This window comes from Methylobacterium sp. 37f, from assembly GCF_023093475.1.
Lineage (GTDB): Bacteria > Pseudomonadota > Alphaproteobacteria > Rhizobiales > Beijerinckiaceae > Methylobacterium.
In genome coordinates this window covers 1-14,096 of record NZ_JAGHKN010000051.1, presented here as the reverse complement: position 1 = coordinate 14,096, position 14,096 = coordinate 1, and the positions used below count along the sequence as shown (strand labels likewise).

10 protein-coding genes are annotated in these 14,096 nt (G+C 69.5%); 9 read left to right on the top strand and 1 reads right to left on the bottom strand.

Annotated features, from left to right (window positions below; all coding sequences use genetic code 11):
* Positions 1–82: 82 nt before the first annotated feature.
* On the bottom strand, positions 83–511 hold the full coding sequence (locus tag J7U37_RS22710; protein WP_247637195.1) for a MarR family winged helix-turn-helix transcriptional regulator: 429 nt from the start codon (positions 509–511) through the stop codon (positions 83–85).
* Between the two features lie 98 nt (positions 512–609).
* Here J7U37_RS22710 and J7U37_RS22705 point away from each other — a divergent pair, with 98 nt between their 5' ends.
* From J7U37_RS22705 to J7U37_RS22665, 9 genes are all read left to right on the top strand, one after another.
* The gene (locus J7U37_RS22705) at positions 610–1,968 is read left to right on the top strand and encodes an MFS transporter (RefSeq protein WP_247637194.1); all 1,359 of its coding nucleotides are present in this window, start codon (positions 610–612) and stop codon (positions 1,966–1,968) included.
* Between the two features lie 490 nt (positions 1,969–2,458).
* Entirely contained in the window at positions 2,459–3,181 is a 723-nt protein-coding gene (locus J7U37_RS22700; RefSeq protein WP_056187406.1) for an amino acid ABC transporter permease, read from the top strand.
* A gap of 41 nt (positions 3,182–3,222) precedes the next feature.
* A complete protein-coding gene (locus J7U37_RS22695) occupies positions 3,223–3,915 on the top strand; it encodes an ABC transporter permease subunit (protein WP_056187403.1) in 693 nt (230 codons plus the stop codon).
* 92 nt (positions 3,916–4,007) lie between these two features.
* Complete coding sequence (locus tag J7U37_RS22690; protein WP_247637204.1) at positions 4,008–4,736, top strand: amino acid ABC transporter ATP-binding protein; 729 nt, start codon at positions 4,008–4,010, stop codon at positions 4,734–4,736.
* Between the two features lie 127 nt (positions 4,737–4,863).
* Positions 4,864–5,256, top strand: coding sequence for a hypothetical protein (locus tag J7U37_RS22685; protein WP_247637193.1), 393 nt, complete (start codon positions 4,864–4,866; stop codon positions 5,254–5,256).
* Between the two features lie 245 nt (positions 5,257–5,501).
* Positions 5,502–8,165, top strand: coding sequence for a pyruvate dehydrogenase (acetyl-transferring), homodimeric type (aceE, locus tag J7U37_RS22680; RefSeq protein WP_247637192.1), 2,664 nt, complete (start codon positions 5,502–5,504; stop codon positions 8,163–8,165).
* Between the two features lie 92 nt (positions 8,166–8,257).
* Positions 8,258–9,658, top strand: coding sequence for a dihydrolipoyllysine-residue acetyltransferase (aceF, locus tag J7U37_RS22675; RefSeq protein WP_247637191.1), 1,401 nt, complete (start codon positions 8,258–8,260; stop codon positions 9,656–9,658).
* A 43-nt stretch (positions 9,659–9,701) separates the two neighbouring features.
* Positions 9,702–11,537 carry a dihydrolipoyl dehydrogenase gene (gene lpdA / locus J7U37_RS22670; protein ID WP_247637190.1) on the top strand — a complete coding sequence of 612 codons (1,836 nt, stop codon included), beginning with the start codon at positions 9,702–9,704 and terminating at the stop codon, positions 11,535–11,537.
* Between the two features lie 176 nt (positions 11,538–11,713).
* The gene (locus tag J7U37_RS22665) at positions 11,714–14,002 is read left to right on the top strand and encodes an NADP-dependent malic enzyme (RefSeq protein WP_247637189.1); all 2,289 of its coding nucleotides are present in this window, start codon (positions 11,714–11,716) and stop codon (positions 14,000–14,002) included.
* Positions 14,003–14,096: the final 94 nt, after the last annotated feature.

Here is a 14,096-nt window from a genome sequence, read left to right as displayed (position 1 = left end):
CCTCCTCCCTCCTGCGGGGAGGCGTTTGCGGGGAGGCGTTGGAGGTGGGGGGTTGAGCGACCCTCATGCTGCGGAACCCGCGTCACAGAATCCGGACCACCCGCGCCAGGGCGGTGCACAGGTCCGCCGCCTCGGACGCGCCGTAGCGGGCCTCGAAATCCGCCTGGGCCACGCGCCAGAGGGGTTCGGCCTCGGCGAGGCGCTGCCGCCCGGCCTCGGTGAGGTGCAGGGCGCGCGTCCGCCCGTTCGGACCCGGGCCGACGCCCACGAGGCCGTCCCGCTCCAGGGGCTTGAGGGCGCGGCCCAGGGTCGTCCGGTCCATCGCCATCGCGTCGGCGAGCCCGTTGATCGAGATCGGCCCGAGCCGCCGCAGGCCGATCAGCATGGAATATTGCGAGGTGCGCAGGCCCATGGCGGCGAGGTGCCGGTCGTAGAACTGCGTCACCTGACGGGCGCCCTGGCGGATCGCGTTGCAGTGGCAGATCACGGCGCGAGGCTGGAACTCGTCCACGGGGCACTCCGGCGGGCACGGATCGCTTGTCTAATACGTGCATATGCGCCTATGCAAGGCGCAGCGCCCCGGCAGCCGGCGCCTCGGAGCGACGCGCCATGGCCACCGATCCCACCCTCCGCCTCTCCGATGCCGTCGCGGCCGGGTTGGCCCGTCGCGGCCTGCATTATGGCTGGGCGGTGGCTGGCGTGACCTTCCTGACCATGCTGGTGACGGCCGGCGCGGTCGGGGCGCCCGGCGTGCTGATCCTGCCGCTGCAGAGGGAATTCGGCTGGGACACGGCGACGATCGGCTCGGCTTTGGCCGTGCGCCTGGTCCTGTTCGGCCTGATGGGGCCGTTCGCCGCCGCCCTGATGAACCGCTACGGCCCGCGCCGGATCGTGCTCCTGGCCCTCCTGCTCATCGCCGGCGGGCTGCTGGCCTCCCTGGGGATGACCCAGGTCTGGCAGCTCGTCCTGCTCTGGGGCGTGGTGGTCGGCATCGGCACGGGGCTGACCGCCCTGGTGCTGGGGGCCACGGTGGCGACCCGCTGGTTCTCGCACCGGCGCGGCCTCGTCGTCGGGCTGCTCACCGCGAGTTCCGCCACCGGACAGTTGGTGGTGCTGCCCCTGCTGGCCGCCCTGACCGAGGCCCTGGGCTGGCGCGCCGCGCTGCTGGTGATCTGCGGGCTCCTCCTGGCGGCCGGCCTCGGCGTGCTCGCCCTGATGCGCGACCGCCCGGAGGATCTGGGGTTGGCCCCTTACGGCGAGACCCCGCCAGCGATGGACAAGATCCCGCCGGTGGCGGGCAAGATTCCGCCGGTGGCGGACAAGATCCCGCCCGGGCCGAGCGCCGGCGGGGCCATCGCGGCCCTGCGGGACGCCGCCGCCACCCGGGTGTTCTGGGTGCTGTTCGCCACCTTCTTCATCTGCGGGGCCAGCACCAACGGGCTGATCCAGACCCACTTCATCCCGCTCTGCGCCGATTACGGCATCGGGCCGGTGCAGGGCGCCAGCGTGCTCGCCGCCATGGGGGTGTTCGATTTCGTCGGCACCGTGGCCTCGGGCTGGCTCTCCGACCGCTACGACAACCGCTGGCTCCTGTTCTGGTACTACGGCCTGCGCGGCCTCTCGCTGATGTTCCTGCCGTTCTCGGATTTCTCCTTCGTCGGCCTGTCGCTGTTCGCGGTGTTCTACGGCCTCGACTGGATCGCCACGGTGCCGCCCACCGTGCGGCTGACGGCGGCGCGGTTCGGGCGCGAGCGCGCCAACCTGGTCTTCGGCTGGGTCTTCGCCGGGCACCAGCTCGGGGCGGCGACCATCGCGTACGGGGCCGGCCTCTCGCGCACCGAACTCGCGAGCTACCTGCCGGCCTTCTTCGCCGCCGGGGCTCTCTGCCTCGTCGCCGCCGGGCTGATCCTCACCCTCGGCCGTCCGGCCCGGGACGCTGCCCCGGCGGCCAATCCGGCCCACGCCTGAGCGGCGTGCACGCCCCGCGAGGGTGAGCCAAGCCCCGCGAGGATGTGCCAAGCCCCGCGAGGATGCGCCAAGTCCCGCGAGGATGCGCCAAGTCCCGCGAGGGTGAGCCAAGCCCCGCGAGGGTGAGCCAAGTCCCGCGAGGATGCGCCAAGTCCCGCGCTCTGGTCCGGATGATGCTTGGGGGCCGGCCACCGATGCCGCGCCCGAATCCCGTTTTCCCCCGACCCGATCCGAATCGACCCGTGCCCCACGCTCCGCCCCCTCGGCGCGGAGCGCGGGCACCTGCGTGCCGTAAAGCTGCACCTGCCCGGAAAAGCGGCAAATCTCTGGAAATGTCAGCGTGGGACCCGGCCATGGCCGTCAAGGCCCTGGACCTTCCGCTCAAGGTCTCGGCACTGTCCGACACAGCACCGCCACATTCACGGGCGCGCGCCCGCCTTCTCGCCACGGGCGCTCGCCCGGATGCCCGATCACAGGGGACGACGACGCGATGAACTACAACTGGAATTGGGGCATCTTCTTCGAGGCCTCCCCGGAAGGCACCGGGACCTACGCGGACATGTTGCTCTCGGGCCTGATGTGGACGGTGGTGACGGCGCTCTGCGCCTGGGTCATCGCCTTCTTCCTCGGCTCGGTCGTCGGCGTGATGCGGACCCTGCCGTCGAAGACCGCCAACACCGTCGGCACGGTCTATGTCGAGCTGTTCCGCAACATCCCGCTGCTGGTGCAGATGTTCCTCTGGTACTTCGTCCTGCCGGAGGTGCTGCCGGAATCCTGGGGTAGCTGGGTCAAGCAGCTCCCCAACGCGCCGTTCTACACCGCCGTGGTGTGCCTGGGCTTCTTCACCGCCTCCCGCGTCGCCGAGCAGGTGCGCGCCGGCATCCAGGCCCTGCCGCGCGGGCAGAAGATGGCCGGCACCGCCATGGGCCTGACGGTGTACCAGACCTACCGCTACGTGCTCCTGCCGAGCGCCTACCGGATGATCCTTCCGCCGCTGACCTCGGAATTCCTGAACAACCTCAAGAACACCTCCGTGGCGCTGACCATCGGCCTGCTCGAACTCACCGCGCGGGCCCGCGCCATGCAGGAATTCTCGTTCCAGGTGTTCGAGGCCTTCACCGCCGCCACCATCCTGTACGTGCTCATCAACGTCGTGGTGATCTTCATCTCCGGCTGGATCGAGCGTCGCGTCGCCGTCCCGGGCCATCGCTGAAGGCCCGTCCCCCGCCGCCACGTTCTTCAAGGATCGCCGCGATGCTCGCGAATTTCGACGTCTCCGTCATCACCTCCGCGCTGCCGTACCTGTTCTTCGACGGCATGCGCTTCACCCTGACTCTGACGGCTTTGGCCGCCCTCGGGGGCATCGTCCTCGGCACCCTCATCGCCATGATGCGGCTCTCCAGCATCCCGGTGGTGCCGCTGGTGGCCAAGAGCTACGTCAACCTGATGCGGTCGCTGCCCCTCGTGCTGGTGATCTTCTGGTTCTACTTCCTGGTGCCCTATCTCGGGCAGTGGGTGACCGGGGCCGACCGGCCGATGACGGTGGGCGCGTTCACCTCCTCGCTGGTGACCTTCACGCTGTTCGAGGCGGCCTACTTCTCCGAGATCATGCGCGCGGGCATCCAGTCGATCCCCAAGGGCCAGGCGGCGGCGGCCTCGGCGCTGGGCCTGACCTACTTCTCGGCCATGCGCACGGTGATCCTGCCCCAGGTCTTCCGCAACATGACCCCGATCCTGCTGACCCAGACCATCGTGCTCTTCCAGGACACCTCGCTGGTCTACGTGCTCTCGATCACCGACTTCCTCGGCGCGGCCTCGAAGATCGCCCAGCGCGATGGCCGCCTCGTGGAAATGTATCTGTTCGCGGCCGTGGTCTACTTCGCGGTCTGCTTCATCGCCTCGATGGCGGTGCGCCATCTCCAGAAGAAGATCGCCATCATCCGCTGACGCCCGAGCGTCCCGCCGCATCCCGAGCCTTGAGGATTCCTCCCATGCGCACTCCGCTGAACACGTCGCAGGCCCCCGGCACCGTGGGCCCCATGATCACCATGAAGTCCGTCAGCAAATGGTACGGCGACTTCCAGGTCCTCACCGACTGCACTACCGCCGTGAACAAGGGCGAGGTCGTGGTGGTGTGCGGCCCCTCGGGTTCCGGCAAGTCGACCCTGATCAAGTGCGTCAACGCCCTGGAGCCCTTCCAGAAGGGTGAGATCGTGGTCGACGGCACCGCCGTGCACGACAAGAAGACCAACCTGCCGAAGCTGCGCGCCCGGGTCGGCATGGTGTTCCAGCACTTCGAGCTGTTCCCGCACCTGTCGATCACCGAGAATCTGACCCTGGCCCAGATGAAGGTGCTCAAGCGCGATCCGGGCGACGCCCTGGATACCGGCCTGAAGCTCCTCGACCGGGTCGGCCTCTCGGCCCATGCCAAGAAGTATCCGGGCCAGCTCTCGGGCGGCCAGCAGCAGCGCGTGGCCATCGCCCGCGCGCTCGCCATGAACCCGGTGGTGATGCTGTTCGACGAACCGACCTCGGCCCTCGACCCCGAGATGGTCGGCGAGGTGCTCGACGTCATGGTCCAGCTCGCCCGCGAGGGCATGACCATGATGTGCGTGACCCACGAGATGGGCTTCGCCCGCAAGGTCGCCAACCGGGTCATCTTCATGGACAAGGGCGAGATCGTCGAGGACGCCACCAAGGACGACTTCTTCGGCAACGCCCGCTCCGAGCGGGCGCAGAACTTCCTGTCCAAGATTTTGGTACACTGATCCTGGTGTATTGAGCCTGGTGCTTTTCCGGCGTCCCTCGCCGGAGAGCCGGTTCCATCGTGGCGGGACCATCTCCCGCCCCGGTCTCCGCTGTCGTCCCTAAGGGGACCTCATGGCGAGGTCGACCATGAACGAGCCCGAGCACCGGTCGCAGAAACCCCGGAGCGTTCTGGACCTCGCTATCGCGATGGCGCTGCTGGTCCTCGTCTTTCCAAAAGCGCGACAAACAGGGACGGGCCAAACGGGACGGGAGCCGGACGGCTCGCGCCGCGCGGCCCTGCGCGCAGGCTGGGCCGAACTCCGCGCCCTGCAACGAGGCCGCGCCGCGGGGCTGCCGTCCCGGCCATCCCATCGTCCTCGCCCCATGGTCCTCGCCCTCGGCTTCGGAGGCGGCGTCGCCCTGCTGGCGGCCAGCCGTGTCGACTGGACTCAACTGACGCCGTCCGAGACGGGCTCGACGGTGCTGTTGATCGTGCTGGTGGGCCTCGCCATTGGCTGGATCGTCCGAACCCAGCGCTGACCCGCACGCCCGGGCGGCCTGATCGTCGACCAGATCGACCCGGCCGACGCGACATGTCCGGAAACCCAGACAAAAAAACTGAAACCCGTAACAAAATTCGCAGACCAAATACGGGGTGATTCCCCGAAGCCATTGCGGCGAAAGGAGAACCGGGCTTGGTTGCAGGTGGCACGAACGCTGCTCAGCGGGGATCAGCCACATAAGCGGGTCCCGAGGCCCGCAGAAAAAGCCTTTAGGAGGATGCCATGGAGCGTAGCCGCGACCTCGATCCCGTCGAGACGCAGGAATGGCTCGATTCGCTGGACGGCGTCCTCGAGGTCGATGGGCCGGAGCGGGCGCATTACCTGATCGAGCAGGTCATCGACGGAGCCCGCAAGAAGGGCGCTCCGGTCCCCTACTCGGCCAACACCGCCTACCTGAACACGATCCTGCCCGAGAAGCAGGACCCGCATCCCGGCGACCGGGTCATCGAGCACCGCATCCGCTCGGCCATCCGCTGGAACGCCATCGCGATCATCCTGCGGGCCAACAAGGATTCGTCGGAACTCGGCGGGCACATCGCCAGCTTCCAGTCGGCCGCGACCCTCTACGACACCGGCTTCATGCATTTCTGGCGCGCGGCCGACGCCCACCACGGCGGCGACCTCATCTACGTGCAGGGCCATTCCTCGCCCGGCATCTATGCCCGCGCCTTCCTGGAGGGGCGCCTCACCGAGGACCAGCTCCTCGGCTTCCGCCAGGAGGTCGGCGGCAAGGGCCTGTCGTCCTATCCGCATCCCTGGCTGATGCCGGATTTCTGGCAGTTCCCCACCGTCTCCATGGGCCTCGGCCCCCTGATGGCGATCTATCAGGCCCGCTTCCTGCGCTACCTGCACCACCGCAACCTGGCGCAGACGGATGGCCGCAAGGTCTGGGCCTTCATGGGCGACGGCGAGATGGACGAGCCGGAAAGCCTCGGCGCCATCGCGCTCGCGGCGCGCGAAAAGCTCGACAACCTCGTCTTCGTCATCAACTGCAACCTCCAGCGCCTCGACGGGCCGGTGCGCGGCAACGGCAAGATCGTCCAGGAGCTGGAGGCCGATTTCCGGGGCGCCGGCTGGAACGTCATCAAGGTGCTGTGGGGGTCGGGCTGGGACGCCCTGATCCAGAAGGATAGCACCGGCATGCTGGCGCGCCTGATGGAGGAATGCGTCGACGGCGAGTACCAGGACTTCAAGTCGAAGAACGGCGCCTATATCCGCGAGCACTTCTTCGGGCGCTACCCCGAGACCGCGGCCCTGGTGGCCGACATGAGCGACGACGACATCTGGCGCCTCACCCGCGGCGGACACGACCCGCGCAAGGTCTTCGCCGCCTACAGCGCCGCCTCCCGGCACAAGGGCCAGCCGACCCTCATCCTGGCCAAGACCGTCAAGGGCTACGGCATGGGCGAGTCCGGCGAGGGCCAGAACATCACCCATCAGCAGAAGAAGATGGGCGAGGCGGTGCTGCGCCAGTTCCGCGACCGCTTCCAGATCGACCTGACCGACGACCAGCTGAAGGAGATCCCCTTCATCAAGTTCCCCGAGGGCAGCCCCGAGCACCGCTACCTGATGGCGCGGCGGGAAGCCCTGGGCGGACCGCTGCCCGCGCGCCGGCGCAAGTCGCAGGCTCTCGAAATCCCGCCGCTCTCGGCCTTCTCGGCCCAGCTCAAGGAGACCGCGGGTCGCGAGATCTCCACCACCATGGCCTTCGTGCGCATCCTCAATACGCTGCTGCGCGACAAGACCATCGGCCACCGCATCGTGCCGATCGTGCCCGACGAGAGCCGCACCTTCGGCATGGAGGGCATGTTCCGCCAGTTCGGCATCTTCTCCCAGGTCGGCCAGCTCTACCGGCCGGAGGATGCCAACCAGCTCATGTATTACAAGGAGGACAAGAACGGTCAGATGCTCCAGGAGGGCATCAACGAGCCGGGCGCGATGTCGTCCTGGATCGCGGCCGCGACCTCCTACTCGCATTCCGACGCGCCGACGATTCCGTTCTACGTCTATTACTCGATGTTCGGCTTCCAGCGGGTCGGCGACCTCGCCTGGGCGGCGGGCGACATGCGGGCGCGCGGCTTCCTCATCGGCGGCACCGCCGGGCGCACCACCCTCAACGGCGAGGGCCTGCAGCACGAGGACGGCCACAGCCACCTGATCGCGTCGACCATCCCGAACTGCGTCTCCTACGACCCGACCTTCTCGTACGAAGTGGCGGTGATCGTGCAGGACGGCCTGCGCCGGATGTATGCCGAGCAGGAGGACGTGTTCTACTACATCACCGTGATGAACGAGAACTACGAGCACCCCGGCATGCCCGAGGGCGCCGAGGCCGGCATCATCAAGGGCATGTACCTCTTCAAGGAAGGCCCGAAGGAAACGACCGAGGGTCTGCGCGTGCAGCTCCTCGGCTCGGGCACCATCCTGCGCGAGGTCATCGCCGCCGCCGACCTGCTGGCGCAGGATTTCGGGATCAGCGCCGACATCTGGAGCTGCCCGAGCTTCACCGAATTGCGTCGCGACGCCATGGCGGCGGAGCGCTGGAACCTCCTGCACCCGCTCGAGGGCCGGCGCCTCTCCCATGTGGAGACCTGCCTGACCGGGCGCACCGGCCCGGTGGTGGCCGCCACCGATTACATGCGCCTGTTCGCCGACCAGATCCGCACCTGGGTGCCGGGCCGTTACCGCGTGCTCGGGACGGACGGCTTCGGCCGCTCCGACTACCGCGCCCGCCTGCGCGACTTCTTCGAGGTCAACCGGCACTGGGTCGTGGTGGCGGCCCTGCACAGCCTCGCCGAGGACGGCGTGATCCCCGCCCGGACGGTGGCCGACGCCATCGCCAAGTACGGCATCGATACGGACCGGCCGGCACCCTGGACCGTCTGATCCGGCGCCCCCGGATCCCCGATCTTTCACCGAACACATCACCGGACGAGGGAGCCCGCGAGAGGTTCCGACTCAAGCCAGGGAGAAGCGCAATGGGCATCGAGATCCAGATTCCGGATATCGGCGACTTCAAGGAGATCCCGATCATCGAGATCCACGTGAAGGAGGGCGACACGATCGGACCCGACGACCCGCTGGTCTCGCTGGAATCCGACAAGGCGACCATGGACGTGCCCTCGCCGAGCGCCGGCGTCGTCGAAAAAATCCTGGTCAAGCTGGGCGACAAGGTCAGCGAAGGCTCGCCGCTCCTGGTGTTCAAGGGCGAGGCCTCCAGCAGCCCCGCCAAGGCCTCCAGCAGCCCAGCCAAGGCCGCCGAGGCCCCGGCCGGCGCCGACAGCGCCGCGCTCCTGGCCAAGCAGGAGCAAGCCCCGAGTTCTGCCCCGAGTTCTGCCCCGAGTTCCCGCCCGAGTTCTGCCCCGAGTTCCCGCCCGAGTTCTGCCCCGAGTTCCCGCCCGAGCGCCCCGACTGCGCCTGCGGCGCCGGTCGGCGCTCTTCCCGATTTCTCGCAGGTCCATGCCAGCCCCGGCGTGCGCCGCCTCGCCCGCGAACTCGGCCTCGACCTGACCGCCGTGAAGGGCACCGGCGAGAAGGGCCGGATCACCAAGGAGGACGTGAAGGGGCATCTCACCCGCTCGGCCGCGCCGGCCGCCGGCGCCTCCGGCACGGCCGCGTTTGCCGGCGGCGGCATGGGCATCCCGGAGATCCCGGCGGTGGACTTCTCCAAGTTCGGCCCGATCGAGACCCAGCCGCTGTCGCGGATCAAGAAGATCTCCGGCGCGCATCTGCACCGGTCCTGGCTCAACGTGCCGCTGGTCACCCACCAGGACGAGTCGGACATCACCGAGACCGACGCCTACCGCAAGGAGCTCGACAACGCGGGCAAGGCGCTGAAGGACAACGGCTACCGCGTCACCCTGCTGGCCTTCCTGATCAAGGCCGCCGTCTCGGCCCTGCGCAAGCACCCCGAATTCAACGCCTCGCTCAGCCCCGAGAAGGACGCGCTGATCCTCAAGCGCTACTACAACATCGGCGTGGCGGTCGACACGCCGGACGGCCTCGTGGTGCCGGTGATCAAGGAGGCCGACCGCAAGGGGATCATCGAGATCAGCCGCGACCTCGGGGCGATTTCGGCGAAAGCCCGCGACGGCAAGCTCGGGGCGGCCGACATGCAGGGCGCCACCTTCTCGATCTCCAGCCTCGGCGGCATCGGCGGCACGTCCTTCACGCCGCTGGTCAACGCCCCCGAGGTCGCGATCCTGGGCGTCGCCCGCGCCAAGATGAGCCCGGTCTGGAACGGCACCGCGTTCGAGCCGCGCCTGATCGTGCCGCTCTCGCTCTCCTACGATCACCGCGTCATCGACGGCGCGCTCGCCGCGCGCTTCGCCCGCCACCTCGCCCACGTCCTGGAGGACGTCCGCCGCCTCGTCGTCTGACGACGGAGCCCGGCCCGCGCGACCCAACGAGTGAGGTGACCTGATGAGCAGCAACGACGTCCACCTGCCGGATATCGGCGACTTCCAGAACGTGCCCGTGATCGAGGTCAGCGTCGGCCCCGGCGACGTGATCGCGGTCGACGACGTGATCATCGTGCTGGAATCCGACAAGGCCACCATGGACATCCCGTCCCCGGTGGCCGGCACGGTGGCCGAGGTGCGGATCAAGCCCGGCGACAGCGTCAGCCAGGGCGACCTGATCCTGGTGATGGCCGAGGCCGCCGGCACCGGCGCGCCGAAGCCCACGGTGACCGACACGACGACATCCGGTGCCGCGTCCGCCTCCCCGGGCGGCCACGCCCCGGGCGAGGGTCAGGCCGGCTACGGCTCCTCGGCCACCGCGACCGGCGGAGCGGCGCCCGCCCCGGCTCCGAAGGGCGCGGCCCCCGTGTCCGGCGAGGAGATGCGGGCCCAGGTGCTCGTCATCGGCGCGGGTCCCGGCGGCTACACCGCCGCCTTCCGGGCGGCCGATCTCGGCCAGTCGGTGGTGCTGGTCGAGCGCTGGCCGAATCTCGGCGGCGTCTGCCTCAATGTCGGCTGCATCCCGTCGAAGGCCCTGCTGCACGCCGCCAAGGTCATCGACGAGAGTCACGCCATGGCGGCGCACGGCATCAGCTTCACGGCGCCGCAGATCGACATCGACAAGCTGCGGGCCTGGAAGGACGGGGTGGTCAAGCGCCTCACCGGCGGTCTCACCGGCCTCGCCAAGCAGCGCAAGGTCACGGTGGTCACGGGCGAGGCCCGCTTCGTCTCACCGCATCAGGTCGCGGTGGAGCACGAGGGCCGGACCCGCGTGATCGGTTTCGACCACGCCATCATCGCGGCCGGCTCCGAGCCGGTGCAGATGCCCTTCATCCCGCATGACGACCCGCGGGTCATCGACTCGACGGGGGCGCTCGAACTCGACGGAATCCCGGCCCGCCTGCTGGTGATCGGCGGCGGCATCATCGGGCTGGAGATGGCGACCGTCTATCACGCCCTCGGCTCCCAGGTGACCATCGTCGAGCTGATGGACCAGATCATCCCCGGCGCCGACCGGGACCTGGTCATGCCGCTGATGAAGCGCATCCAGAAACAATACGAGGCGATCCACCTCAAGGCCAAGGTCACCGCCGTCGAGGCCACGTCCGAGGGCCTGAAGGTCTCGTTCGAGGGCGGCAGCGCGCCGGCGACCGACACCTTCGACAAGGTGCTGGTCTCGGTCGGGCGGCGCCCCAACGGCCATCGCATCGGCGCCGAGGCGGCGGGGGTCGCCGTCGACGCGCGCGGCTTCATCGCGGTGGACCGGCAGATGCGGACCAACGTGCCCCACATCTTCGCCATCGGCGACGTGGTCGGCCAGCCGATGCTGGCCCACAAGGCGACCCACGAGGGCAAGGTCGCGGCGGAAGTCGCCGCCGGCAAGCCCAGCGCCTTCGATGCCAAGGTCATCCCCTCGGTGGCCTATACCGACCCCGAGGTGGCCTGGGTCGGCCTGACCGAGAACGAGGCCCGGGCGAAGGGGATCACGCTCGGCAAGGGCGTCTTCCCGTGGGCGGCCTCCGGGCGTTCGCTGGCGCTCGGGCGCGAGGAGGGCCTGACCAAGGTGCTGTTCGATCCCGAGACCGACCGCATCCTCGGCTGCGGCATCGTCGGCCCCTCGGCCGGCGACCTCATCGCGGAGGCGGCGCTGGCCATCGAGCTGGGGGCGGATGCCGAGGATATCGGCCTGACCATCCACCCGCACCCGACCCTGTCGGAGACGATCGGGCTGGCGGCGGAGGCCTTCGAAGGCACCATCACCGACCTCTACATGCCGAAAAAGGACGGGCCGAAATAGGCTCGCTGACCGCCTGCGAACCGCGCGGCCCCGTCTCCGGGGGCCGCCCAGGCGACGACCCAACCCCGGCCCCGACCCCGGGCCACGCGGACCGGGAACGGCCGGCCGATGCCCGGACGAGGCACGCGCCGGCCCCGTCGCGGACCCCTTAGCAACCGATCTGTGGAACGAACACCATGAGCAAGGACACCGACCTGCGCACCGCGGGCGCCGCCGCCAACGCCGATGCCGGCACCGAGGCCGCCCTGACCCGGGCCGCCCTCGACTACCACCGCTTTCCGACCCCGGGGAAGATCGCGGTCCAGCCGACCAAGGACATGAGCACCCAGCGCGATCTCGCGCTCGCCTATTCCCCCGGCGTCGCGGCCGCCTGCATGGCCATCCACCACGCGCCCGACGAGGCCTACAGCCTGACCTCGCGCGGCAACCTCGTCGCCGTCATCACCAACGGCACGGCGGTGCTGGGCCTCGGCAATATCGGCGCGCTCGCCGGCAAGCCCGTGATGGAGGGCAAGGGCTGCCTGTTCAAGAAGTTCGCCGGCATCGACGTGTTCGACATCGAGATCGACGAGACCGACCCGGAGAAGTTCATCGAGACCGTCGCCCGCCTGGAGCCGACCTTCGGCGGCATCAACCTCGAGGACATCAAGGCCCCCGAATGCTTCGTCATCGAGACGAAGCTGCGCGAGCGCATGAAGATCCCGGTCTTCCACGACGACCAGCACGGCACCGCCATCGTCGCCGCCGCCGCCCTGATCAACGCCCTCCAGGTGGTGGGCAAGCCGATCGAGACGGCCCGCCTCGTCTGCTCGGGCGCGGGCGCCGCCGCCATCGCCTGCCTCAACATCCTGGTGGGCCTCGGCCTGCGCAAGGAGAACATCGTCGTCTGCGATTCCCGCGGCGTGGTCTCCACCGACCGGATGGCCTCCCTCGACGCGCAGAAGCGCGCCTATGCCCGCGAGACCGAAGCGCGCACCCTCGGCGATGCGGTCAAGGATGCCGACATCTTCCTCGGCGTCTCCCAGGGCGGCGTGCTCAAGCCCGAAATGGTCGCCAGCATGGCCGACAGGCCGATCATCCTGGCGCTCGCCAACCCCGACCCGGAGATCCTGCCGGCGCTGGCCAAGCAGGTGCGGCCGGATTGCCTCATCGCCACCGGACGCTCGGACTACCCGAATCAGGTCAACAACGTCCTGTGCTTCCCCTTCATCTTCCGGGGCGCCCTCGATGTCGGCGCCACCGAGATCAACGAGGCGATGAAGCGCGCCGCCGTGCGCGCCATCGCCGACCTCGTCCATGCCGAGCCGTCGGACGTGGTCGCGGCGGCCTATGGCGGCCACGAGTTGCGCTTCGGGCCCGACTACCTGATCCCGCGCCCGTTCGACCCGCGCCTGATCACCACCGTCGCCCCGGCGGTGGCCCAGGCCGCCATCGACAGCGGCGTCGCCACCCGGCCGTTCCAGGACGTCGAGTCCTACCGCCGCTCCCTGGAGCGCCTGGTCTACACCTCCGGCACGGTGATGCAGCCGGTCTTCGCCGCGGCCTCCGAGACGGGCCTGAAGCGGATCGCCTATGCGGAGGGCGAGGAGGACCGCGTGCTCCGCGCCGCCCAGGTGGTGGTCGACGAGCGCCTCGCCACCCCGGTCCTGGTCGGACGGGCCGAGACCATCGCCCGGAAGATCGCCGGTCTCGGCCTGCGCATCCGCATCGGCACCGACGTGCATGTCGCCGAGATCGCGCCCGAGACAGCGCCCGAGACGGCGTCTGAGGCCCGCGCCACCGTTCAGGCGGCCCGGCTCCTCGCCGCCGGCGCGGTCGACGGCCTGCTCTGCGGCACCACCGGCACCTATCCGGCCCACCTCGCGGAGGTGGCCGGGGCGATCGGCCTGAAGCCGGGCGCGCAGGGGCTCGCCGCCATGGGCCTGCTGCAACTGCCCCGGCACACGCTGTTCATCTGCGATCCCTACATCCACCGCGACCCGAGCGCCGCGGAGATCGCCGACATGACGGTGCAGGCCGCTGCGGAGATGCGCCGCTTCGGCCAGACGCCGCGCGTCGCCCTGGTCGCGGCGTCGAATTTCGGCAGCATCGACGATCCGGTGTCGCGCAAGATGCGGGAGGCCCTGGCGCTCATCCGCACCCGGGCGCCGGATCTCGAGATCGACGGCGAGATGTCGGCCGACACGGCGCTCAGCCGGACGATCCTGGGCCGCCTGCGGCCGGATTCGGCCCTCACCGCCGAGGCCAACCTCCTCGTCATGCCGAACCTGGAGGCGGCCAACATCACCTTCAACGCCCTCAAGGTGGTGGCCGGCCAGAGCGTCTCCGTCGGCCCGATCCTGCTCGGCGCGGCAAAGCCGGTCCACATCCTCACCCCCACCGCCACCGTACGGGGCATCGTCAACATGACGGCCCTGACGGCGGCCTCTGGCGCCGCGGCGGCCTCCGCCGCCGTGGCGGGCTGACCGGGCATCCGGCAGCCGGGGTTTTCGGCAGGACAGCGCCGCTCCCTCTTCCCACACAGGGGAGGGGGACGCGGTCCGCCGGCAAGGGTGTGGC

Bases quoted from the DNA above. Each gene is read 5' to 3' on its own strand.
- J7U37_RS22705 (WP_247637194.1), top strand. From the start codon at position 610: ATGGCCACCGATCCCACCCTCCGCCTCTCCGATGCCGTCGCGGCCGGG.
- J7U37_RS22700 (WP_056187406.1), top strand. From the start codon at position 2,459: ATGAACTACAACTGGAATTGGGGCATCTTCTTCGAGGCCTCCCCGGAA.
- J7U37_RS22695 (WP_056187403.1), top strand. From the start codon at position 3,223: ATGCTCGCGAATTTCGACGTCTCCGTCATCACCTCCGCGCTGCCGTAC.
- J7U37_RS22690 (WP_247637204.1), top strand. From the start codon at position 4,008: ATGATCACCATGAAGTCCGTCAGCAAATGGTACGGCGACTTCCAGGTC.
- J7U37_RS22685 (WP_247637193.1), top strand. From the start codon at position 4,864: ATGAACGAGCCCGAGCACCGGTCGCAGAAACCCCGGAGCGTTCTGGAC.
- aceE (WP_247637192.1), top strand. From the start codon at position 5,502: ATGGAGCGTAGCCGCGACCTCGATCCCGTCGAGACGCAGGAATGGCTC.
- aceF (WP_247637191.1), top strand. From the start codon at position 8,258: ATGGGCATCGAGATCCAGATTCCGGATATCGGCGACTTCAAGGAGATC.
- lpdA (WP_247637190.1), top strand. From the start codon at position 9,702: ATGAGCAGCAACGACGTCCACCTGCCGGATATCGGCGACTTCCAGAAC.
- J7U37_RS22665 (WP_247637189.1), top strand. From the start codon at position 11,714: ATGAGCAAGGACACCGACCTGCGCACCGCGGGCGCCGCCGCCAACGCC.